The 19,837-nt window shown below is 75.3% G+C and carries 16 protein-coding genes and 1 pseudogene; 12 read left to right on the forward strand and 5 right to left on the reverse strand.

Annotation, left to right across the window (positions count from 1 at the left end; translation table 11 throughout):
* Window positions 1-28 precede the first annotated feature (28 nt).
* The 5 genes from ABT247_RS07980 to ABT247_RS08000 all read left to right on the forward strand — a co-directional run bounded on the left by ABT247_RS07980 (window position 29) and on the right by ABT247_RS08000 (window position 5,836).
* The gene (locus ABT247_RS07980) at window positions 29-1,693 is read left to right on the forward strand and encodes a sensor histidine kinase (RefSeq protein WP_350739690.1); all 1,665 of its coding nucleotides are present in this window, start codon (window positions 29-31) and stop codon (window positions 1,691-1,693) included.
* 294 nt (window positions 1,694-1,987) lie between these two features.
* A complete protein-coding gene (locus ABT247_RS07985; RefSeq protein ID WP_350739693.1) occupies window positions 1,988-2,656 on the forward strand; it encodes a response regulator transcription factor in 669 nt (222 codons plus the stop codon).
* A gap of 555 nt (window positions 2,657-3,211) precedes the next feature.
* The gene (locus ABT247_RS07990; protein WP_350739696.1) at window positions 3,212-3,955 is read left to right on the forward strand and encodes a LysM peptidoglycan-binding domain-containing protein; all 744 of its coding nucleotides are present in this window, start codon (window positions 3,212-3,214) and stop codon (window positions 3,953-3,955) included.
* Between the two features lie 400 nt (window positions 3,956-4,355).
* Entirely contained in the window at window positions 4,356-5,126 is a 771-nt protein-coding gene (locus tag ABT247_RS07995; RefSeq protein ID WP_502892408.1) for an SDR family NAD(P)-dependent oxidoreductase, read from the forward strand.
* Between the two features lie 104 nt (window positions 5,127-5,230).
* A complete protein-coding gene (locus tag ABT247_RS08000; RefSeq protein ID WP_350739699.1) occupies window positions 5,231-5,836 on the forward strand; it encodes a TIGR03086 family metal-binding protein in 606 nt (201 codons plus the stop codon).
* A 193-nt stretch (window positions 5,837-6,029) separates the two neighbouring features.
* Here the strand turns inward: ABT247_RS08000 and ABT247_RS08005 are convergent, their stop codons facing one another.
* A complete protein-coding gene (locus ABT247_RS08005; protein WP_350739702.1) occupies window positions 6,030-7,340 on the reverse strand; it encodes a helix-turn-helix domain-containing protein in 1,311 nt (436 codons plus the stop codon).
* A 264-nt stretch (window positions 7,341-7,604) separates the two neighbouring features.
* Here ABT247_RS08005 and ABT247_RS08010 point away from each other — a divergent pair, with 264 nt between their 5' ends.
* Complete coding sequence (locus ABT247_RS08010; protein ID WP_350739704.1) at window positions 7,605-8,015, forward strand: hypothetical protein; 411 nt, start codon at window positions 7,605-7,607, stop codon at window positions 8,013-8,015.
* A gap of 53 nt (window positions 8,016-8,068) precedes the next feature.
* On the opposite strand, the gene ABT247_RS08015 is transcribed toward ABT247_RS08010, so the two are convergent.
* Both ABT247_RS08015 and ABT247_RS08020 read right to left on the reverse strand, forming a co-directional pair.
* On the reverse strand, window positions 8,069-8,536 hold the full coding sequence (locus ABT247_RS08015) for a (2Fe-2S)-binding protein (RefSeq protein ID WP_350739707.1): 468 nt from the start codon (window positions 8,534-8,536) through the stop codon (window positions 8,069-8,071).
* Window positions 8,537-8,634: 98 nt separating this feature from the next.
* Entirely contained in the window at window positions 8,635-10,692 is a 2,058-nt protein-coding gene (locus ABT247_RS08020) for a xanthine dehydrogenase family protein molybdopterin-binding subunit (protein WP_350739710.1), read from the reverse strand.
* Window positions 10,693-11,530: 838 nt separating this feature from the next.
* Here ABT247_RS08020 and ABT247_RS08025 point away from each other — a divergent pair.
* From ABT247_RS08025 to ABT247_RS08035, 3 genes are all read left to right on the forward strand, one after another.
* Window positions 11,531-12,811 (forward strand): MFS transporter, encoded by a 1,281-nt coding sequence (locus ABT247_RS08025; RefSeq protein WP_350739713.1) that lies wholly within the window; start codon window positions 11,531-11,533, stop codon window positions 12,809-12,811.
* A 96-nt stretch (window positions 12,812-12,907) separates the two neighbouring features.
* Window positions 12,908-13,648, forward strand: a complete 741-nt coding sequence (locus ABT247_RS08030; RefSeq protein WP_350739716.1) for a Mut7-C RNAse domain-containing protein — start codon at window positions 12,908-12,910, stop codon at window positions 13,646-13,648.
* A gap of 208 nt (window positions 13,649-13,856) precedes the next feature.
* Window positions 13,857-14,276, forward strand: coding sequence for a cupin domain-containing protein (locus ABT247_RS08035; protein ID WP_350739719.1), 420 nt, complete (start codon window positions 13,857-13,859; stop codon window positions 14,274-14,276).
* 16 nt (window positions 14,277-14,292) lie between these two features.
* Here the strand turns inward: ABT247_RS08035 and ABT247_RS08040 are convergent, their stop codons facing one another.
* Complete coding sequence (locus ABT247_RS08040; RefSeq protein WP_350739722.1) at window positions 14,293-15,108, reverse strand: hypothetical protein; 816 nt, start codon at window positions 15,106-15,108, stop codon at window positions 14,293-14,295.
* 131 nt (window positions 15,109-15,239) lie between these two features.
* Here ABT247_RS08040 and ABT247_RS08045 point away from each other — a divergent pair, with 131 nt between their 5' ends.
* Window positions 15,240-15,725: an inorganic diphosphatase gene (locus ABT247_RS08045; RefSeq protein WP_350739737.1), complete on the forward strand. Its 486-nt coding sequence runs from the start codon at window positions 15,240-15,242 to the stop codon at window positions 15,723-15,725.
* 228 nt (window positions 15,726-15,953) lie between these two features.
* Here the strand turns inward: ABT247_RS08045 and ABT247_RS08050 are convergent, their stop codons facing one another.
* Window positions 15,954-17,294 carry a PA0049 C-terminal domain-containing protein gene (locus ABT247_RS08050; RefSeq protein ID WP_350739725.1) on the reverse strand — a complete coding sequence of 447 codons (1,341 nt, stop codon included), beginning with the start codon at window positions 17,292-17,294 and terminating at the stop codon, window positions 15,954-15,956.
* 90 nt (window positions 17,295-17,384) lie between these two features.
* Here ABT247_RS08050 and ABT247_RS08055 point away from each other — a divergent pair, with 90 nt between their 5' ends.
* Window positions 17,385-18,548, forward strand: coding sequence for a cytochrome P450 family protein (locus ABT247_RS08055; RefSeq protein WP_350739740.1), 1,164 nt, complete (start codon window positions 17,385-17,387; stop codon window positions 18,546-18,548).
* A gap of 149 nt (window positions 18,549-18,697) precedes the next feature.
* Window positions 18,698-19,249: pseudogene (locus ABT247_RS08060) on the forward strand (TerD family protein); the annotation flags it as partial.
* Between the last annotated feature and the right edge of the window lie 588 nt (window positions 19,250-19,837).

Genomic DNA, 19,837 nt, shown 5'->3' on the forward strand with positions numbered 1-19,837 from the left:
GGGGCGGCGCCCCGGTTAGCCTCGACGGGTGAATGCGATCGCACGGGCCTGGTCGAGGGCGGTACGGACGGCGCTGCCGGGGCCCTGGCCCCGTCGGCGGGTGGTGGGCGAGGCGGTGCAGGCCCTGTTCATGGGCGGGGTCGCCGGTCTGCTCGAGGTGCTCGCGCGGACCGGACTGGCGGTGCCGTTCGGAGCCGCCGTCGCGGTGCTGTGGGTGCTGCGCCGCGGGTTCCCGGGCGCCGTGCTCGTCCTGGTCGGGGCCATGGCGGGCTGGTCGCTCGGGCCGGTGCCGATGCTGGTCTGCGCGGGCTGGGCGGCCGGGGCGCGGATCCGGCGGGTCGGGCGGCTGCTGGGCTCCGTCGTACTGAGCTATCTGCTGTTCACCGTGACCGGGACGGTGAAGGACGGCGCCTCGGCCTCGCCCAAGCTGATCGTCGGCCTGTCACTCGGCATGTTCCTCGTCTTCGCCGTCCTGCCCGCGCTGTACGGGCGCTACCGCGCCCAGCGGCAGGCCCTGCTGGACGCGCTGCGCGAGCGCAACGACCAACTGGTGCGCGAACGGGTCATGGTGGTGCGCCAGGCGCGGTTGCGGGAGCGGCACCGGATCGCCCAGGACATGCACGACAGCCTGGGCCACCAGCTCGCGCTGATCTCCGTGCACTCCGGCGCGCTGGAGGTGGACCGCACCCTCACCGACCGGCAGCGGGAGGCGGTCGGCGTGCTGCGGCAGGCGGCGGTCGCGGCGATGCGCGAGCTGCGCGAGGTGGTCGGGGTCCTGCACGACGAGTCGACGGCGCTGCCGCCGGCGGTCGGTGCGCAGGGCGCGGCGCCGGGCCGCGGCGGGGTGGACGGCATCGCGGAGCTGGTTGCCTCCTCCCGGGCGGCCGGCGCGGAGGTGGCGTTCTCGACCGAGGGCGAGCGGCGCCCGCTGGCGGCCGCGGTCGACAACGCGGCCTACCGGATCGTGCAGGAGGCGCTCACCAACGCGCACAAGCACGCCGCCGGCGCGCCGATCGCGGTCGCGCTCCGCTACGAGCCGGACGCGCTGGTCGTCGAGGTCACCAACCCCCGCGCGCCGGAGCTCGTCGGCGCACCCGTCGGCGCGGGGTCGGTCGTCAGCGGCGGACAGGGGCTGACCGGGCTGCGGGAGCGCGCCCGGCTGGTCGGCGGCATGGTGCACGCCGGCGCGACGCCCGAGGAGGGCTTCCGGCTCGCGGCCGTCCTTCCGTACCAGGGGTCGGAGAGCGAGAGCGCGGCCGGTCCGGTCGGCGAGGAGGACTGGGTCCTGGAGGGCCTGCCCGCGGCGGAGGGCGCGGGCGAGGGGCGGCGCAGCCCGGCGGTCGGCTGCGCGGCCGGGGTGGGGGCGGTCACCCTGGTCGTGGTGGGGCTGGTGGTCTGGGGCGCGCTGGCCTTCGTCCGGGGCGCCGGCGACTCCACGGTGGATCAGTCGGTGTACGACCGGATCCGGCTCGGCGAGTCGAAGGCCGACGTGATGCGGGAGCTGCCGCCCGGCAACGAGTTCTTCACCTCCGACTACGAGCGCAGCGGCCCGGACCGGCCGGAGGGCGCGCACTGCCGTTGGTACTCGCTGTCGAAGAGCGGCTCCGAGTCCTGGTCGGAGAGCCACGTGGCGCGGTTCTGCTTCAAGGGCGGGGTCCTGGTGGACAAGGTCGACTACGTCACCAAGGACTGACCGCCCGGCGTTCCACGGCGCGACCGTGCAGCAGCCCGAGCGTCCCGAGCCCGACCGTGCGACGGTCCGACCGTCCGACCGTCCGAGCGCCCGACCGTCCGGGTGCCCGACCGGACGGCCGTCTGAGCGCCCGACCGTGCGACCGTCCGACCGGACGGCTGCCTGAGCGCCCGACCGTGCGACCGTCCGACCGTCCGAGCGCCCTGCCACCGGGCCGCCCGGGCGGGAGGCGGGCGCGGCGGGATGTGAGGATGGTGCCGCAGCCGCACCACCGTTCGAGGGGAATGACCACCAGTGATCCGAGTCCTCGTCGCCGACGACGAGCCGCTCATCCGGGCCGGGATCAGGATGATCCTCGGTTCGGCCGACGACATCGAGGTGGTCGCGGAGGCCGCCGACGGCCGGGAGGCGCTGGAGCTGGCCCGGGCGCACCGGGTGGACGTGGTGCTGCTGGACATCCAGATGCCCGTGCTGGACGGGCTGGCGGCGCTGGGGGAGCTGGCGAGGGTCGCACCCGGCGCGCGGGCGATCATCCTCACCACCTTCGGAGAGCGCGAGAACGTCCTGCGCGCCGTGACCGGCGGCGGCGCCGGGTTCCTGCTCAAGGACACCGCGCCGAACGAGCTGATCCAGGCCGTACGGGCGGCGGCCAGTGGCAACGCCTTCCTCTCCCCGGCGGCCACCCGGCACATCGTCGACTCGCTGGCCTCCGGCCGCAGCGGCTCGGCGGCCGCGCGCAGGGCGCAGGCCCGGCGCCGGCTGGAGGTGCTGACCGAGCGCGAGCTGGAGGTGTTGGCGCTGCTCGGCGAGGGGTTGTCCAACGCGGACGCGGGGGCGCGGATCCACATGAGCGAGGCGACGGTGAAGACGTACGTCAGCCGGATCCTGGCGAAGCTGGGCTGCGAGAACCGGGTCCAGGCGGCGCTGTTGGCGCGGGACGCGGAGCTCGACGGCCGCAGCTGAGCGTGTCCGGGTCAACACTCTGGGTGCCCGCTGTGGCGGATCCCACTGGATCGGATTCCTGAATCGGGAACTCCGGTTGCCGTGATGACGGAACGTCAGTTTTTCGCTACGGAGCGTCGATGGTGTGCCCGGTCCGACGGCCGGACAGATGTGAGTGACGGCACGGAAGTTGATCGTTTCATCCTGGAAATACGGTCAAACCCGGTCAAATCGACCGCAGTTCCTTGATCCGTACCGCCGGTAACAGTCAACTGACCTGCGATTTCCCAGAAGCGCTTGCTGCGCCCCGGACATCGCCCCTAGCTTTCTTGGCGGCGCAACGAGCGCCACCCGGGTTCACCCCGACGCACTGCCCGCCGACTGACCCCCGGCGCAAGGGCGGTGCCCGCCGACGAGGCCGGCTCGAACAGGCCGTCGGCGAGCGGAGGTGGCCGGGGCGGCACGGCACGTCCGACACGTGCGCGGCCGCCCGACGAGCGAGGCAAGCGCGACCCACCCGCCCATGTCCCGGGCCTGGTTCCGGCTGCCCGCCCGGGGATTGTCGAGAGGAACTTCATGACTCACCGTCACGAGACCGCCGCTGCCACCGACACCACCGCCGGCCCGAAGCGCAACCGCGTGCGGATGGCGGTCCTCGCGGGTGCCGCCGTCGCGGCCCTGCCGGTGGCCGGCCTCGTCACGGCCACCTCGGCCTCCGCCGCGACCACCTCCGCCTGGGACGCCGTCGCCCAGTGCGAGAGCGGCGGCAACTGGAGCATCAGCACCGGTAACGGCTTCCACGGCGGACTGCAGTTCACCCCGTCCACCTGGGCCGCGTACGGCGGCACGGCGTACGCCCCTCAGGCCAACCAGGCGACCAAGGCGCAGCAGATCGCCGTCGCCGAGAAGGTCCTCGCCTCCCAGGGGCCGGGTGCCTGGCCCGTCTGCTCGAAGAAGGCCGGCCTGAGCAAGGGCGGCGCCCCGGCCGCCGTCGACACCTCGGCCGACGCCGACGCGGCCAAGCCCGCGAAGCGGGCGGAGAAGCCCGCTGCGGCCCCGAAGGCCGCCCAGCAGGCCGCGCCCAAGGCCAAGGCCGCGCCGAAGGCCGCGAACGGCCAGCCGTCGGCCAAGCCGGCCCAGTCGGCGCCGAGCGCGGAGAAGAACACCTCCGGCGGCAGCTACACCGTCCGGAGCGGCGACACGCTGAGTGACATCGCCGCCAAGTTCAGCGTCGACACCGACACCCTCTACAGCAAGAACGCCCGCACCATCGGCGGCGACCCGGACCTGATCTTCCCGGGGCAGACCCTCACCGTCTGACGTCCGAGCGCGTCCTGACCGGGGTCGGCGCGCCCTGACGAGCTGCCGGCACGTCATGACGCCGGCCGAGCGGCCACCCCTCGCGGGGTGGCCGCTCGGTGCGTTCGCGGGACCGCGCGCCGGGTGCACGCACCCGCTCCCCTTCTCGTGCGCGGGCGCCCACCCTCGGGCGGACCGGGTCGGACGGGCCAGGTCGGGTCGGACGGGACCGGGCGGCCGGCGGGCCCCGGTCGTGCGACGGGGGCGTGCGAAGTCGTAGTTGAACGTTGAACTCGACGTCTGAATACCGCCGGAACAGCGGGGCGTTCCCGCCGAGGATCGAGTCATGTCCGAGAACGGATCGAAGAGTTCTGCACACATGACCACGACGACGGCGATGGCGGAGACGGTGGAGACGACGATGGAGATGACCGGGACGGCGGCGAGCGGCGCGGCGGCGCTGGACGGCAAGGTGGCGCTGGTGACCGGCGGCAGCCGGGGGATCGGCGCGGCGGTCGCGCTGCGGCTGGCCGAGGAGGGCGCCGACGTCGCGCTCACCTACCAGGCCTCGGCGGAACGGGCCGAGGAGGTGGTCGCGAAGATCACCGCGATGGGCCGGACCGGCTGGGCCGTCCGGGCCGACAGCGCGGACCCCGAGGCGGTGCGCGCCGCCGTCGCGGCGGTCGCCGAGCGGTTCGGCCGGCTGGACGTCCTGGTGAACAACGCGGGCGTGGGCGCGATGGGACCGATCGAGGAGGTCGGCCTCGACGACCTCGACCGGGTGCTGGAGGTCAACGTCCGCGCGCCGTACCTCTACGCCCAGGCGGCGGTCGGGCACCTGGCCGACGGCGGGCGGATCGTCAGCATCGGCAGCTGCATCGCCCAGCGCGTCCCCTTCCCCGGTGGCACGCTCTACGCCACCAGCAAGGCCGCGCTGATCGGCCTGACCAAGGGCCTGGCCAGGGAACTCGGCCCGCGCGGGATCACCGTCAACCTGGTCCACCCGGGCCCGATCGACACCGAGATGAACCCGGCCGACGGGGAGTCCGCCGACTTCCAGCGCAGTCTCACGGCGCTCGGCCGCTACGGGACCGGGGCGGAGGTGGCGGCCGCCGTCGCCTACCTGGCGGGTGAGGACGGCCGGTACGTCAGCGGTGCGCAGCTGGCGGTGGACGGCGGCTTCGCGGCCTGACCGGCCGACCGGACCGGGCCCGGTGTCGTGCCGGGCGGTCGTCGGCGCGCGCGCTTACGATCGCCCGGCACGACCCGTGCCCCCGACCGACCGAGAGGTGTGCCATGACCGCTGCGGACGACCCGATCGAGCTGCTCGCCCGGGCCCTCGCCCAGACCGCCGGTCTGATCGACGGGACCGGTGTCGAGCTGGCCGGGCACCCGACCCCCTGCCGCTCCTGGGACGTCGGCGACCTGGTCAGCCACCTGCTGTTCGACCTGCGGCAGTTCACCGTCCGGGCGCAGGGCGGCCGGCCGGACTGGTCCCAGTCCTTCGAACGGGTGGAGGACGACTGGTCGCACGCCTTCGAGGCCGGCGCCGAGCAGCTGGTCGACGCCTGGCGGTCGGCCGGCGACCTCACCGGCGTGGTGGAACTCCCGGGCGGCCACACCCTCCCGGCGCGCTTCCCGGTCGATCAGCAGACCGCCGAATTCGCCGTCCACGCCTGGGACCTGGCCCGGGCCACCGGCCGGTCCACGGACGGCCTGGACAGCGAGGTCGCGCTCGCGGCGCTCGCCTGGGCCCGCGGCGCACTCAAACCCGAGTACCGCGGGGAGGAGGCCGACCACCAGGCCTTCGGCCCGGAGGTGCCCGTCCCGGCGGACGCCCCGCCGTACGACCGGCTCGCCGGCTTCTTCGGCCGCGACCCCCGGGCGGTCACCGACGCGTGACGGCACCGGGCCTCGCGCCCCCGGCACCCGCCCTCGACCACGGCGGGAGGAACGCACGGCCGTCAGGGGAACGGCGGGGGACTTCGCAGCGGCACGGGACCTCGGAACGGCAGGGGACTTCGGAACGGCGCGGGACTTCGGAACGGCGCGGGAGTCGGTTCGGGCCGCCACCGCGCGCCACCGGGGGAGCGGTTCACCGCAGTACGGCGAGGACGGTCGCCCACTGGGAGGTGGTCCGGCCGGCGGCGACGCAGTGGCCGGTGTCGGTCGCGATCCGGTGCGCGGTGACCAGGCGGGAGGAGGTCGGCGGGAGCACCGGCAGGGCGGTCCAGCCGGTGCCGAACTCGGGGGCGGTACCCGAGTTGCTGCCGACCGTGCCCACCAGGAGGTCGCCCGGAACGCACGCGGCCGGGTTGGCCGCCGTGGTGAAGGCGGTGCCGCCGGCGTCGCCCGAGGCGCGGGTGACGGCCCGTACGGCGGTGACGCCCCGGAACTCGTCGACGCTGACGTGGTACTCGGCGGCGCGCGGGTAGTCCGCGCGGATCGAGTCGGCGGTGGTCAGCGCGGAGGCGTCGAAGGCGGCGAGGAGGAGCACCCGGTGCCGCAGCGAGTCGGTCACGTCGCCCAGGAGCTGGAAGCGGTCGCCGTGGCTGTCCGTGACCTTGACCGGGCCCGAGCAGGTGCCGGTGAGCATCATCGAGACGACCAGGGCGTCCCCCTGGGCGACCGCGACGCGCACGGGCAGCGTGACCCCCGTGCTGGAGGCGGCCTGCTGGTCGCCGGCGGTCCGGGCGATCCAGGACCGGGGCGCGGTGCCCGCGCCCGGGTCCTCCGCGGCGGGCGTGGGCTGCGGATCGGGGGCGTACGGGCCCGTCGAGGGACAACCGCGCACGGCGGGTTGCGCGGCGGGCGCGCGGATGGCGAGCAGGCCCAGGGTGCCGAGGACGCCGAGCACCAGGCCGAGGAGCAGGCTGAGCGCGTGGGTCCACAGCCGGCGGGGGCGCAGGTCCGGGTTCGGTGCGGCCGGGCGTGGCGGTTCCAGTGGTCCGGAGGGGCCTGCTGTGCCTGGTGGGCCTCCTGGGTTCGGTGGACCGGGTAGACCCGGCCGACCTGGTGGTCCCCAGGGCCGAGCTGCCTCCCGAGACCCCAGCGCCGGCGCCGGGGGTGGGGCCGGCTCCGGCGCCGCGGTCGGTGGCTCGGCGAGCACGGACTCGCCGGGCGTCTCGCCGCCGACGGCCGCGGTCCAGCGGCGGTGCCACTCCTCCTCGTCGCCGCCGCACGCCTGGACGAAGGCCCTGGTGGTGGGCCACGAGGGGAGGCGTGAGCCGCAGGCCGCCTCGTAGAGCGTGGTGTGGGAGATCGACCCGGCCTTCTTGGCCATCGTGCGGAACGAGGGCTGGCCGGCCTCCAGTCGGAGGGTGCGGAGCTCGCCCGCGAAGCGCTCGGCGGCGCTGGGTGCCGGCGGTTCCTGTCCCGGTCGCGGCTCCTGACCGTGCTGCGCCATGGCACCCCCTGTTGTCAGATGTCAGATCCCTTGGTGGCGCTGCTTTCTTGTCGGGTCCGGATCATAGCGGCGGGTGGCAGCGGTGATCGGTGATCCGTCGACTTCGGTCGGGAACAAGGCCTGTAAGCGTCGTTCGGCGGGGTGTCAGCTGTTGTCAGTTCCTGTCAGGCGGTACCGAACACCGCCGGGGATCCGGTCAGCTGTGTCCGCCGCCGAGGTCAGCCCGGCGGCGCCAGGACGTTTCGACCGGACAGGAGACGCGGCATGGTCAAGGACATCCTCAAGAAGATCGGGCGCCGGGGCGGCACCGCGGTGGCGGCGGTGGCGCTGGCGGGGGCCGGCATCGGTCTGTCGGCAGGCGACGCGAACGCCGTCGGCTGGTACTACCTCAACAACCACCCGACCAACCACGGGGTGGGCGTGTACTCGCAGCCGTACTCGTGGTCGGCCAAGGTCGCCGGCGACCTCTACTCGTACTCGTGGTCCGGCGACGCGGTCAACATGGTGTGCTGGATCCGTGGCGAGGACATCAACAGCCAGGGCAACGTCTGGTACCGGGTGACGGCCGTGTACTCCGCCAGCTACGGCTACTGGTACGGGACGGGGTACGTCTACGGCGCCTACACGGACGGCAACTGGAACTACCACGTCCCGACCGTCCCCCCGTGCAGCTGAGCCGGCGCTGACCGGGTGTGCCCCGCCGGTTCGCCGGGCGGGGCACACCCGCGTCAGCCCGGTGTCCTTCCGGCGGCCGCCGCGCGCTTGATGGCCTCCCGGATGCGTGGGTAGCTGCCGCAGCGGCAGATGTTCTGGATCTCGTCGATGTCCGCGTCCGTGGGGTCGGGGGTGCGGCGCAGCAGGGCGACGGCGGTCATGATCTGGCCCGGCTGGCAGAAGCCGCACTGGGCGACGTCGCAGTCGATCCAGGCCTCCTGCACCGGGTGCAGGACGTCGCCGTCGGCCAGGCCCTCGATGGTGGTGACGGTCCGGCCCTCGCAGTCCCTGACGGAGCGGGTGCAGGGCTGGAACTCCTGGCCGTCGAGGTGGCTGGTGCAGGCCCGGCAGACGCCCACCCCGCAGCCGTACTTCGGGCCGGTGACGCCGAGCTTGTCGCGCAGGACCCAGAGCAGCGGCATGTCGTCCGGGGCGTCGACGGTGACGGGCTGCCCGTTGAGGACGAAGGTGTGGGTGGGCATGGGAAGCGAGGTCCTCGGTTCGGTCGGCGGTGCTTCGGTCGGGAGGGACGGTTCGGTCCGGGACGGTTCGGTCCGGGGCGCTTCGGTCGGGGGCGGGTTCAGAAGTTGACGGGGAAGGAGCGCGGGCTGGTGCCGGTCGCGCGTGCGTAGGCGTTGGCGACGGCCGCGGAGGCCGCCGGGACGCCCAACTCGCCGGCGCCGCCCGGGGCCCCGCTCGGCGGCATGAGGTGGATCTCGACCACCGGAGGGGTGTGCCGCTGCCGGGCGTAGTGGAAGTCGGCGTAACTCCCCTCCCGCACCGCGCCGTTGTCGATGTGGTTGCCGGCCTGGAGGATGACCGAGATGCCGTCGACCAGCGCACCGGTCAACTGGGCCTCCAGACCGCGGGGGTTGATGACCTGGCCGACATCGGCGGCGATCACCGCCCTGGTGACGCGCGGGTTGGCCCGGTCGGTGGCGTCCAGTTCGACCAGGTAGGCGACCCGGCCGCCGTTCTCGTCGTGGTAGCCGACGCCCTGGGCCCGGCCGGGGGGCATCGGACGGCCCCAGCCGCCGGCCTTGGCGACGGTGTCCAGGACGGCGCGCCCGGCGGCGTCGCGCAGTCGGGCGCGGCGGAAGGCGACCTCGTCCTGACCCATCCGGCGGGCGAGTTCGTCCATCATGATCTCGTCGGCGACCCGGACCGTGCCGGAGTAGACCGAGCGCCAGCTGCCGGTGTGCACGGCCAGCGGGACCTCGGCGAGCAACTGGGTGGGGATGCCCACGTCGTACGGGTTCTTCTCGGTGAGCAGGAAGAAGGCCTGGGCGAGGCTGAGGCCGGCCAGTGAGAGGTCGAACCCGGCGGCGGTGAGCGCCTCGCCGAGGCCGTGCGAGAGGTCGGTCCGGACGGTGGCGGCCCGGTGCTCCCAGGTGAGGACCTGGCCCAGGCCGTAGGTGGCGCGGATCCGGTGGTGGCTGGCGGGCCGCATCCGGCCGTGGCGCATGTCGTCGTTGCGGGTCCACATGAGTTTGACCGGGCGGCCGGCGGCCTTGGAGATCCGGGCGGCCTCCAGGGCCGCGTCGAAGAACAGCCGGCGCCCGAAGGAGCCGCCGCCGCGCACGACGTGGACGGTGACGGCGTCCTGCGGCAGGCCGAGGTCGGCGGCGATGGTCTGCTGGGCGATGATCGGGCTCTGCGCGGCGAACCACAGGTCGGCGCGGCCCGGCCGGACGTCGGCGACGGCGGTCAGCACCTCCATCGGGGCGTGGTTGACGAAGGCGAAGTCGAACTCGCCGTCCAGGTAAGGGGTGAGCAGCGGCGGGAGGAGGAACGGCGCGTGGGCGGCGCGCAGCCGGGCCTGGATGTCGGCGGTGGACAGGTCCGCCACCGGGCCCGGGTTCCAGGCGGTGCGCAGGGCGTCGCGGGCCTTGAGCGCCTGGTCGAAGGTCTCGGCGAGCACGGCGACACCGCTGGGGATCTGCACCACGGCGAGCACCCCGGGCATGGCGCGGGCGGCGGAGGCGTCCAGGGACTTGAGGGTGCCGTTGATGGTGGTCGGGCGGGCGACCACGGTGGGCACGGCGCCCGGGATCCGGAGGTCCCCGGCGTACTGGGCCCGTCCGGTGACGATGTCGCGGGCGTCGATCCGGCCGGTGGGCCGGCCGACCAGGCGCCGCTGGTCGGCCGGTTTGGGCGTGGCGGGCACGGCGGGCACGGCGATGGCGGCGGCCTCGGCGGCGAGTTCGCCGTAGCCGAGGCGGCGGCCGTCGGGGGCGAGGACGGCGGAGTCGGCGGTGCGCAGGGTGGCCGCGGGAACGTTCCAGCGGCCGGCGGCGGCGGTCACCAGCCGGGCGCGGGCGGCGGCGGCCGCGGCGCGCACCGGATCGTAGAGCGAACGCACCGAGTTGGATCCGCCGGTCAGCTGGTTGAAGAGCAGCTCGGGCCGGCCGTCGGAGAGCGGGACGTCGACGTCGGTGAGCCGGGCGTCGAGTTCCTCGGCGACCAGCATGGCGATCGCGGTGGTGAGGCCCTGGCCGACCTCCAGCCGGGGCAGGTGCAGCGCGGCACGACCGGCGGGGGTGATCTCCAGTACCAGCAGGTGCGCGGTCGGCAGCCCGGCGAGGATCATCGCGTCGCCCAGGTCGAGGACGTCCGGGATGCCCGGCAGGCCGAGCAACTGCGGTGCCGCTGCGGCGTCCTGGGCGGCTGCGGCAGCGGCGGCAGCGGTGCTCGCGGTGGACGGTGCGGCGGCGGGGGCGGCGGCGTCCAGGCCGAGCCGGGCGGCGACGGTGAGGGTCGGGGCGGCCAGCAGGTAGGTGAGGAACCGGCGCCGGCCGGTGGACCCGGACGCGGCGGCGCGGTCCGATCCGCCGGTGTGGTCGGCGGTGCCGGTGGGCGCGCTGGAGGTGCTGATGGGAGGGACCCTTCGAGCCGGAGACGGCGCCGGATCGGGCGGGCACCGACGGCCCCGGCCCCGGTGCCGGATCGCGAACGCCGATGAGCATAGGAGGGCGTTACTGACGGGTCAACACGGCAATCTTGGCCCCTGGCAGGGGTGGTGGAGCCGCCCGGCCCGCCGCTGACCGTGGGAGCCGGACGGGGCGGAGCGGGTACGGACGGCGCTTCGGCCGTGCGGGTGGGGCCCGTCCCGCCGCGGTGACCCGGCGCTGCCGGGCGACCTCTGCTCGTCGTACGAGGGTTCACGGATCGCCCGGCGGTGCGGTGGCGGCTCCGGAAGTGGCCCAGGATAACTCGAGATCACTGGACCTTTCGGACGGGCCACTCGCACCCTAGGCTGGGTTTCCGGACGCCGGGAGCCCACGGACAGCGGTTGTGAACACCGGGCTCGCGCGCCGCCGACGGCGCGGCCGGGCCCGTCCCGGCCCGTCGGGCCTGTCCCGGCCCGTCGGGCCTGTCCCGGCCCGTCATGCCGCCGGTCGTCCGGTCGGCGGTTTCCCGGTTGCCCGGGTGAACCGTCGGGCCAGCCGCCAGTCCATCCGCCCGTGAGGAGAGAAGTGCCGAACAGGAGAGCCGCGTCGAGCCGCGGTGCCACCGCCCGGTCCGCCCTGCTGCCACCCGCCGGACCGCAACGGACCCTCGCCGCCGCCCAGTTGGCGAGCGCCGTGGGCGACGGTGCCTACTACACCTGCTCCGCGCTCTACTTCACCCGCGTGGTCGGCATGTCGCCCACCGCCCTCGGCGCCGGCCTCGCCGTCGCCTGGGCGCTCGGCTCGCTCGCCGGGGTCCCGCTCGGCCACCTCGCCGACCGCAGGGGCCCGCGCCGTACGGCGGTGGCACTCGCACTCGGCACCGCGGCCGTCGTCGCCGCGTTCCTGGTGATCCGCTCCTACGGGCCGTTCCTGCTCGCCGTGTGCCTCTACGCCACCGCACAGTCCGGGCTCACCGCGGCCCGGCAGGCGCTGGTCGCCGGCCTCGTCCCGCGTGCCGAACGGACCGGGCTGCTCGCCCACCTGCAGTCCACCCTCAACGGCGGGCTGGCGGTCGGCGCCGCCATCGGCGGCATCGCGCTCACCCTCGGCACCAGGACCGCCTACCTCGGGGCCTTCGCCGTGACCGCGCTCGGCCTCCTGGCCGGCGCGGTGATCCTCCACCGGCTGCCCGAAGTCCCGCCCGCCGCGGCCGAACCCGGCACCGGAGCGCGCCTGGCCGTGCTGCGGGACCGGCGCTACGCCGCCGTCACCCTGGTCAACACCGTGCTGCTGCTGCGGATGCCGCTGCTCAGCCTGGTGCTGCCGCTGTGGATCGCCGAGCGCGCGCCGGGGATCGGCTGGCTCGGCTCGGCGCTGTTCGTGCTCAACACCGTGGCGGTGCTGGCCTTCCAGGTCCGGGCGGCGCGCGACGTCACCGGGCTGGACTCGGCGGTGAAGGCGGTCCGCTCGGCCGGGGTGCTGCTGCTCGCCTCCTGCGCGGTGTGCGGGCTGTCCGCGCTGGACGTCCCGGTGTGGGCGGTCGGCGCGCTGCTGGCGGTCGCGGCCGTGCTGCAGGTCGCGGGCGAGATGCGGCAGTCGGCCGGCTCCTGGCAGCTCGGCTTCGACCTGGCCCCGCCGGAGCGGATCGGCCAGTACCAGGGCTTCTTCGGCACCGGCGTGGCCGTCGCCCGCACCGCCGGGCCGCTGCTGCTGACCACCCTGCTGCTGGACGGCGGCCTCGCGGGCTGGCTGGTCCTCGGCGCGGTCTTCCTCGCCGCCGGGCTCGCGATGGGGCCGGTCGCCCGCTGGGCGGCGAGCGACCGCCCGCCCCTGCCCGCCGCCCCGGCGCTCGCGGCCCAGGGGTGACCGGGCGACCGGGCGCGCGGCACGGACGAAGCGGCAGGAGAGCCGGCTCCCGGAAAGCGCTGGCCCCCGCCCGCCACGCGCTGGCATGCTGACCGCGTGGACAGACCCCTGATCTGGCTCGACTTCGCCCCGGAGCTGCACCTGTTCGTCTCCGCGCCTCGGCGGGCCGGCCGCACCCAGCTGCACACCGACGGCACCTCCACCCTCGGCCACGTCGTCGAATCGCTGGGCGTCCCGCTCACCGAGGTCGGCGCCCTGCTGGTGGACGGACGGCCCGTCCCGGACTCGCACGTCCCGGCCGACGGCGAACACGTCACCGTCGAGGCCGTGCCCAGGCCGCAGCCCTCGGCCGCCCCGCCGCGCTTCCTGCTGGACGTCCACCTCGGCACCCTCGCCCGCCGACTGCGGCTGCTCGGCGTCGACGCCGCCTACGAGAACCCCGACATCGGCGACGCCGCCCTGGCCGCCCGCTCCGCGGCCGAGCAGCGCATCATGCTCTCCCGCGACCGCGGCCTGCTGCGCCGCCGCGAACTGTGGGCCGGTGCCTACGTCTACAGCCACCGCCCCGCCGAGCAACTGCGCGACGTGCTCTCGCGCTTCGCGCCGCCGCTCGTCCCCTGGAGCCGCTGCACCACCTGCAACGGCGCGCTGCGGACCGCGACCAAGACCTCGGTGCGCGAACAGCTCCGGGACGGCACCGAGCGCTCCTACGACGCCTTCGCCCAGTGCGAGGAGTGCGGGCAGGCCTACTGGCGGGGCGCCCACCACGCGCGGCTGGAGGCCATCGTCACCGACGCCGTGCGCGAGTTCGGAGGGGTGCCGGACCGGGCCTACTAGCCGCGGGCCGGTGCCGTGGGCCGGTGCGCGCGGGCCGGCGCCGTGGGCCGGTGGGTCCGGCGGCGCCGGGTCTGGCGGCCTGCCGGGCGGCCGTGGTCTCATCGGCGGTGGGGGATGAGCCCAGGAACGCCGTCACCGCTCCCGTGCTCCCGTCGTGGCCCGGCACGGGAAACGCGGGAGGACGCGGGAAGAGAGGCCGGGTCGTCGGATGAGCAACCAGCCGGTGCACCAACCCTTCGCCACCGCCGCGGTCGACGCCGCCCCCGTGGTGACCGCCCCGGACGGCGCCGAGGTCCGGCCGCTGCTGGTCCTGGACGGTCAGGGCAGCCTCGCCGCCTTCCACCTCGCCCCCGGGCAGGTCACCCGCGCGGTCTCGCACGCCACCGTCCAGGAGCTGTGGCAGGTCACCGCGGGCAGCGGCGAGCTGTGGCGGCGCCAGGACGGCCGCGAGCAGACCGTCCGCCTGGTGCCCGGGACGGCCGTGTCGATACCGCTGGGCACCGCCTTCCAGTTCCGGGCCGACGCCGACGGCCCGTTGCGGATCACGGCCGTCACCATGCCGCCCTGGCCCGGCACGGACACCGAGGCGCGGCCCGAGGACGGCCCCTGGGCGGCGACCGCCGGGTGAGGGCCGGAAGGCGGCCCTACGGCGCGTGCAGACCGAGGGTCCAGGCGTGGGTGGTGTAGTCGCCCATGCGGGTCGGATGGCGTTCGACGAGCGTCACGGCCAGGCCCTCGGCGGTCCGGCGCAGCGTCCCGGTGAAGCGGTGCCGCTCCTCCGCGGCCAGCGGGTGGAGCTCGGCCAGCACGGCGTCGTCCAGCCCCCGCCCGACGGCGCGGAGCACTCCCGCGTCCAGGACCAGCAGGGTGCCGTCCGGCAGCACCAGCGGCGCCGGGGCCTGCGGGTCGGCGAGCAGCGGGCCGCGCTCGATCCGCCCACCGGGCAGCAGTCGCACCACCCGGCTCTCGGTGGGGTGGCGGCGGTCCGTCTCGACCACCCGCAGCCCGCTGCCGACCACGTAGTGGCCGTAGCTGCGCCAGGAGTCGACGACGGTGCCGTCCCGGTCGTGGGCCCAGGTGGCGAAGGTGCCGTAGCCCTCCAGTCCGAGCACGAAGCGGCCCCCGCCCAGCGCCGCTCCGCGTTCGCCGCGCAACTCGGCGACCGGGGAGCCGTCGGCGAGGTCCAGCAGCAGGGCCGGGCCGAGGTGGCCCCAGGCGGTGTACTCGAAGGAGTCGGTGGTGACCAGCACCCGACCGGAGGAGACGTGCGCCGCGTTCGGCCGCCCCGGGCAGGGCTGCCGCCAGCGGACCCGGCCGGTGGTGTCCACGCAGCTGACCTCACCGTCCCGGCCGTGCACCTCCCACCCGTCCCGCCGCGCCAGCGGCCCCTCCGGGCGGCCCTGCGGACGCCCGCCGCGCTCGCGTCGGTGGTCGGTGACCGTGACCCGCCAGCTTCCCATGCGCCGGATGGTACCGGCCGGCCCCGAACAGCGGAGGACGTTCCGGCGGGTGCCCCCGGCGCCGGGACGGCGGACAATCTCCCCAGGATGCCGAGCAGGAGGCCACGGTGGAGTTCCCGGAGTTCGAGGTCATGATCGAGGTCCCCCAGGGGTCCCGGAACAAGTACGTGATGGATTTCGACGCGGGCCGCATCCGCCTCGACCGCACCCTCTTCACGGCCACCCGCTACCCCAACGACTACGGGTACGTCGAGGGCACCCTCGGCGGCGACGGCGAACCCCTCGACGCCCTGGTCCTCGGGGGCGAGCCGGCCGTCCCCGGCTGCGTGCTGACCTGCCGTGCGGTCGGCATGTGGGTGATGCGGGACGAGCGCGGCCCGGACCAGAAGGTGCTGTGCGTCCCGGCCCGCGACCCGCGCTACGCGGCCCTGCGGGACGTCGGCGACCTCCGGGAGTTCGACCTGCTGGAGATCACCCACTTCTTCCAGGTGTACAAGGACCTCGAGCGCGGCAAGTCGGTCGAGGGCTCGCACTGGGCGGGGCGGGAGGCGGCGTACGCGGAGATCGCGGAGTCCCGCGCCCGTGCGGCGGGGACCCGGTTCGCCCACCCGGCGTAAGGCGGGCGCGGGACCGGGCTGCCGGGACCGGACGGGTGCGAGGGCCGGGCGCCGAGGGAGCGAGCGCGGCGCAAGGGCCGGGCGGGAGCGGGCGCGCGCGATCCGTGCTCGCCGCCTGCCGGTTCCGGGCGGCCGCCCCCGTCGGAACGGTTCCTCTCCCGCCGTTCCCGCCCCAGTGGGCCGCCTCTCCGGCGCGCCCGGCTCCGGCCCGCGCGGGGCGCCCGGCGGTCAGAGCCGGGCGCTGCGCAGGATGGCGCCGACCTGGTCGGAGATCGCGGCCTCGTTCTGCTCGAACTCCGGCGAGGTGACCTGGGCTTCGTCGGCCGGGAGCCCGGTGAGGACCGGGGTGTGCAGGTGGCCGCCGGGCAGGTCGGGGGCGAGGTCGAGGCGGAGGCGGTTGGAGCGGTAGGCGACCTCGTTGGAGAGGTAGCCTCCGCCGCCGCCGGCGACGGCCCGGGAGCCGGGGGTGGGCCCGTCGTCGCGGGTGACGGGGGTGCTGGAGCCTTCGGGGATCTCCGTGACGGGCGTGTTGAGCTCGACCGGGTAGGGCTGTTGGACGGCCGTCATCGCGTCGGTGGGCAGGGTGGTGCGGATGAACTGGGGTCCGTCGGCCAGGCCCGGGGCGTCGACCGGGTGGGTGCTGGTGCCGCCGGAGAGGGCGCCCACGTTGTCGGTGGCCGGGTCGGCGGAGCGGGCGCGGCCGGCCCAGGCCTCCAGGGTGAACAGGCCGGGGTAGCCCTGGCTGATGCTGGTGATCAGGTCGGCCGCCTGGGGGCCGGGCACCAGGTGCGGGCCGAAGGCGCGTTCCACGATGCCGCCGTCGAAGTCGCCGTAGCGCACCGGTAGGACGACGGCGCGGACCTCGGCGGTGCTGCCGTCGGCGAGGGTGATCCGCCGGCCGTGCAGCTGCAGGACGGCCGCACCGGACGGGTTGGCGCGGCGCGGTTCGGTGTCCAGACCGTACGGGTCGAAGCCGCTGACGAAGATCCGCCGGATGCCCGGGTCGCCGGTGAACCCGTCGTCCAGGCCTCGCGAGGCGTCCTCGAAGCGGGTCCGCAGGTCGGCGTGGTCGACGTCGAACGCGGGTTGCCAGCGGGCGAGTTGGACGGTCATGGCGAGCCTGGCCCAGTACAGCGGGCGGTCGTCGCGGGCGGGCAGCGCACCGCCCGGCCGGCGGCCCTGGGCGCGGTCGACGCCGGCCTGCCAGAGCGCCCGGCCCCAGGCCGCCACCACCCGCTCGGCGCGGTGGGCGTTGCGGGCGGAGCAGAGCGCGGCGGGGAAGCCCGCCAGCAGGTCGTCGAAGCCGGAGTGCTCGGTGAAGGCGGCGGTCCGGCCGTCCTGGAGGCGGGTCTGCTCGGCGTCCAGGGCGGCCGTGGTGACGCTCCGGCAGCCGGCCCGCTCGGCCTGGGCGGTCGCCGGCACCAGCAGGCCGGCGAGCGTCCCGGCGAGGGCGGCGGCCAGGGCGGCGGCGCGGGCGACGGTCTGTCCGACGGTGCGAGGGGCGGGGTGCCCGGCCCGGCGGGCGGCACGTCCGGCGGCGCGGGTGGAGGCACGGCGAAGCTGTGTCATGTCCACCGACAATAGGTCGCGGGCTGACGCCCCGCCAGAGCGCCTGCCGCGCGACCGTAGGGTGGGCGGGTGACACCCACCGACCCGACCATGACGTCCCTGCTCACCGACCCGTACGGCACCTACGCCGAGTTGCGCGCCGAGGCGCCCGTCCGACGGATCGTCGGGCCGGACGGCCTGCCCTTCTGGCTGGTGACCCGTTACGCGGACGTCCGCCAGGCGCTCGCCGACCCGGCGCTCGCCCTCGACAAGGCGCACGCCGCTCCCGGGAACTACCGGGGCCTCTCGCTGCCGCCCGCACTGGACGCCAACCTCCTCAACATGGACCCGCCGGACCACACCCGGATCCGCCGCCTCGTCTCCCAGGCCTTCACCCCGCGCCGGATCGGCTCCCTGCGCGCGCCGATCGAGCGGGTGGCCGAGCGACTCCTGGACGCCGTCGAGCCGTTGGGCCGCGCCGACCTGCTGGCGAACTACGCCGCGCCGCTGCCGATCGCCGTCATCTGCGACCTGCTCGGTGTCCCGGAGGACGACCGGCGGGACTTCCGCGCCTGGACGGACACCCTGATCACCCCGGACCCGGCCCGCCCCGAGCAGGCCCGTGCCGCCGTCGCCTCGATGCTCGGATTCCTCGCCGGCCTGATCGAGCGCAAGCGCGCCGAACCCGCCGACGACCTCCTCTCGGACCTGATCGCCGTCCGGGACGAACAGGACCGCCTGAGCGAGGACGAGCTGACCTCGCTCGCCTTCCTGATCCTCTTCGCCGGCTACGAGAACACCGTCCACCTGATCGCCAACGCCGTCCTGGCCCTGCTCACCCACCCCGACCAGCTCGCCGCACTGCGCGCCGAACCGGAGCTGATCGCCGGCGCCGTCGAGGAGTTCGCCCGCTACGACGGACCCGCGCCGCTGGCCATCCGCCGCTTCCCGCGCGAGGACGTGACCATCGGCGAGGTCACCGTCCCGGCCGGGGAGACGGTGCTGCTCTCGCTCGCCTCCGCCAACCGCGACCCCGAGCAGTTCACCGACCCGGACCGGCTCGACCTGCGGCGCCGCGAGAACGGCCACCTCGCCCTCGGCCACGGAATCCACTACTGCCTGGGCGCCCCGCTGGCCCGGCTGGAGACCTCCGTGGCGCTGACCGCGCTGCTGCGCCGCTTCCCCGGACTCGCCCTGGACGCGCCGGTCGGCCAGCTGCGCCACCGGGCCGCCCTGCGGGCCCGCGGGCTGCTGGAACTCCCGGTCCGGTACTGAGCCGGACACCCGCGGGGCACCCGCGAGCCGCTGACGCGGTCCTGACGCGGTCCTGACGCGGTTCCGACGTGGAGGGTGGGAACCGGCGTGACATCTACAGCGTTGTCGTGGTCGGACAGCGTGATTCGGACGGTGGTGGAGGAAACCCCATGAGTGTGGCCCTGACGAAGGGCGGCAACGTCTCCCTGGGCAAGCAGGCCCCCGGGCTGCGAGTGGTCCGGGTGGGCCTCGGCTGGACCGTCGGCGACGGGTACGACCTCGACGCCAGCGCGCTGCTCTGCGGCGCCTCCGGGAAGGTCCTCACGGACCAGCACTTCGTCTTCTTCAACAACCTGCAGAGTCCGGACGGCTCCGTCCGGCACCAGGGCGGCAGCGGCGGTGGCGACGACCGGGAGCGGATCGAGGTCCGGCTCGCGGACGTCGCCGCCGGCGTGGAGAAGATCGTCTTCGCGGTGGCGATCTACGACGCGGCGCAGCGGCGGCAGGCCTTCGGACAGGTCCGCGGCGCGTACATCCGGCTCACCGACGCGGACGGCGGCGCCGAGGTGGCCCGCTACGACGTGCGGCCGGAGGCCGGCAGCGAGACCGCGATGGTGTTCGGCGAGCTCTACCGGCACGGTGCGGACTGGAAGTTCCGCGCCGTCGGGCAGGGGTACGCCGCGGGCCTCGCGGGCATCGCGACGGACTTCGGCGTCGACGTCCTCCAGCCCGCGCCCGCCGCCGCTCCGGCGCCCGCCCCGGCTGCCGCTCCCCTCCCCGCGGTGCCGCCGGCCCCCGCCGTGTCGCCCGCCGTTCCGAAGACCCAGCCAGCAACAGGGAGTTCACCCGTGACGTGTTTCTTCGACCCCTCGCACGGCTACGGCTCGACCGCCGTGCTGTGGCAGCCGCAGTGGGGCGTGCCGCGCCAGGTCGAGGCGTGCGGCCCCTGCGCCCAGAGGGTCCAGACCACCGTCCCGCCGTTCTACACCCCGCAGCAGGCCGGCTACCCGCAGCAGGGCGGCTACCCGCAGCCCGTTCAGCAGGGCCACCCCCAGGTGCCCGGCCAGCAGGAGCAGGGCCGGCGCTTCGGCACCGGCGCGCTGATCGGCGCGGGTGCGGCGGGGCTGGTCGGCGGGGTGCTGCTCAACGAGGCGCTGAGCGACGACGCGCCCGAGGTGGTCGTCAACAACTACTACGAGGACGACGACTTCTTCTAAACCGTCCGGAGGCGAGCGCGCCGGGGGGGGGGGCGCGGGGGACCCCCGCCCCGCCCCCCCCACGGCGCCCGGGACCCGCGGGCCGGGGCCGGG

Source organism: Kitasatospora sp. NPDC001539 (genome assembly GCF_040298565.1).
Classification (GTDB): domain Bacteria; phylum Actinomycetota; class Actinomycetes; order Streptomycetales; family Streptomycetaceae; genus Kitasatospora.